This is a genomic window from Mesorhizobium sp. M7A.F.Ca.US.014.04.1.1 (assembly GCF_003998745.1).
Lineage (GTDB): Bacteria > Pseudomonadota > Alphaproteobacteria > Rhizobiales > Rhizobiaceae > Mesorhizobium > Mesorhizobium ciceri.
Genome location: NZ_RZRW01000663.1, coordinates 1 through 2887, shown reverse-complemented (window position 1 = coordinate 2887; position 2887 = coordinate 1). Strand labels below are relative to the sequence as shown.

2 protein-coding genes are annotated in these 2887 nt (G+C 67.2%); both read left to right on the top strand.

Annotated features, from left to right (window positions below; genetic code table 11):
- Nucleotides 1–1835: cobaltochelatase subunit CobN (locus tag EOA22_RS29545; RefSeq protein ID WP_206521355.1), on the top strand; the 1835-nt coding region annotated here is incomplete at its 5' end.
- The coding region (cobG, locus tag EOA22_RS29540) for a precorrin-3B synthase (protein WP_127390433.1) at nt 1832–2887 on the top strand (1056 nt) is incomplete at its 3' end. The genes EOA22_RS29545 and cobG, both read left to right, overlap by 4 nt.

Sequence of the window (2887 nt, the reverse complement as noted above, 5' to 3'; positions counted from 1 at the left end):
ACCCGACGCTGCCCCCGCGCCATGCGCTGATCGCCTTCGGCCTCTGGCTGCGCAAGTCGCTCGGCGTCCACGCGCTGGTCCATGTCGGCGCCCATGGCACGCTTGAATGGCTGCCGGGCAAAACCGTTGCTCTGTCGGAAAACTGCTTTCCGGAGATCGTCACCGGTCCCCTGCCCGTCATCTATCCCTTCATCGTCTCCAACCCGGGCGAAGCGGCGCAGGCCAAGCGGCGCATTGCCGCCGTCACCCTTGGCCATTTACCGCCACCGCTGACCGGCGCCGGGCTGGACGAAAACCAGCACAAGCTCGAGCGGCTGGTCGACGAATATGCGCAGGCCGACGGGCTCGACCGTCGCCGCCGTGACCGACTGGCGAAACTGATCGTCGACACCGCGCAAAAAACCGGTCTCGCCTCCGAAGCCGGCGTTGCCAGAACCGACGCGCCCGACGAGGCCTTGCGCCGCATCGATGCCTGGCTCTGCGACCTCAAGGATTTCGCCATCAAGGACGGGCTGCATATCTATGGCCGCGCTCCGGAGGATGAGCCGGACGCCATGCGCCGGCAAAGTGCTGAAGCCGAGAAGACGGCGCTCATCGCCGCGCTCGATGGCCGCCACGTCAAGGCTGGGCCGGCCGGCGCGCCTGCGCGCGGCCGCTCGGACGTCTTGCCTACCGGCCGCAATTTGTTCACCTCGGACCCGCGCACCATGCCGACGCCGACCGCCTATGATCTGGGCAGGGCAGCGGCGGAGGAAGTCGTGCGCGGCTACATGCAGTCGCATGGCGACTGGCCACGCTCGCTAGTCATCGATCTCTGGGGCTCGGCATCGCTGCGCACCGGCGGCGAGGAGATCGCTCAAGGCCTGGCGCTGATGGGCTGCCGGCCGCAATGGGATTTGGCCACCGGCCGCATCACCGGCATCGAAGTGCTGCCGCCGGCCACGCTCGGAAGGCCACGCGTCGATGTCACATGGCGCATATCAGGCCTGTTCCGCGACATGTTCCCGACCCAGATCGCGCTGATCGATGCCGCAGCCAACGCGGTTGCCGCGCGCGACGAGGACGATTCGGAAAACCCGCTCGCGGCCAAAACCCGCGCCGACGGCAAGATCAGCCCGCGCATCTTCGGCACCTCGCCGGGCACATACGGCGCCGGCGTCGAGGATCTCATGTCCTCCGGCGACTGGGCGGCACGCGACGAAATCGGCCGCGCCTATCTCGACGCTACATCGCACGCCTATGGCGGCGCCGGGGGCGAAGGCATCTCCGCGCCCGGCGCCTTCGAGGGCCGCATCGCCGAAGCCGATCTTCTCGTCCACACCGGCGACGACCCCGGCCGCGACATCCTCGAGGGCTCCGCCGATGTGGCCTTCATCGGCGGCTTTTCCGCAGCACTTGCGGCGCTCGGCAGGAATGCCGACGTCATCGTGCTCGACACCACGGACCCGCAAAAGCCGAAGCCACGCTCGATCAGTGAGGCCGTAGCGCGCGTCGTGCGTGCCCGCGCCGTCAATGCCCGTTTCATCGCTGGCCAGATGCGGCACGGCCCGCGCGGTGCCTCCGAATTCGCCGAAACCGTCGACCGGCTGGTCGGCTTCGCCGAAACCACGCACGCCATTCCGGGAACGCTGATCGAGGCGGTGCATGACGCCTATGTCGGCGATCCCATGGTCCGCGCCTTCATCCTGCGCGAAAACCCCGCCGCCGCAAAAATCATCGCCGAGCGTTTCCTGTCGGCGCGCCGGCGCGGCCTCTGGCATCCCCTGCGCAATTCCATCGACGACGATTTGACGGCCCTGATTGCCGAGGCAGAAGCACTTGGGGTGGCGGCATGAGCGCCTTCTCGCGCCGCGGCGCCTGTCCGGCTTTGTCGGCACCGATGCAAACCGGCGACGGCCTGCTGGTGCGGCTCAACCCGGTTGCTGGGGGAATGTCGCCAGAGTCGTTGATCGGACTAGCCGAATCCGCTTTGCGGCACGGCAATGGCATCATGGAAGTCACCGCGCGCGGCAGTTTGCAGATACGCGGCCTGACGGCGCAAAGTGCTGCGCTGCTGGCGGCGGAGGTCGATGCGCTTGATATCGCGGTTCGCACCGGCGTGCCGGTCGAGACCGGGCCGCTGGCAGGCATTGATCCGCAAGAGATTGCCGATCCCCGGCCGCTGGCTGAACGTATCAGGGCTGCGATCGAAGAAGCTGGGCTCGTACAGCGCCTAAGACCGAAGGTGTCGGTCGTTGTGGACGGCTGCGGGCAACTCGCCATGGATGCGGTCACGGCCGACGTGCGGCTTGCTGCAACGCGCACCGATGCGGGAGTTCGGTGGCGCGTGTCTGTCGCGGGTGACGGGAGGAATGCGAGGCCGCTGGCGTTTGCCGATCAAGGTGCGGCGCGCGATATTGCCGTTGCAGCTCTAAGGATGGTTGCAGAGAAAGGCCGCGAGGCCCACGCAAGGGATTTATCGGAGAGGCAATTAGTGTCTTTGGCGGGTTGGCTGTGCTCGACGAGTTTGCGCGAGGCGCCCCCCTCTGTCCTGCCGGACATCTCCCCCTCAGGCGGGGAGATTGGCAGCTTCGACGCCGGCTTTTCCTTAACAGCACCGGAGATTGGCGAAACCATCGGTGACGGCGTAATCTCCCCCCTAGAGGGGGAGATGTCCGGCAGGACAGAGGGGGGCGCCTCGCGCAAACCTATCGGCCTTTTCCCCTTAGCCGGCCACGCCACCGCCCTCGGCATCGCCCTGCCCTACGGCAGCATGCCGGCCGACAAGATCATCGCCCTCGCGCAAGCCGCCATCGCCCTCGGCACAACCGAAATCCGCCTCGCCCCCGGTCGTGCCTTGCTGTTCCTCGGGCAACCAACCGCCGCCAACCCATCGCTCCAACACACC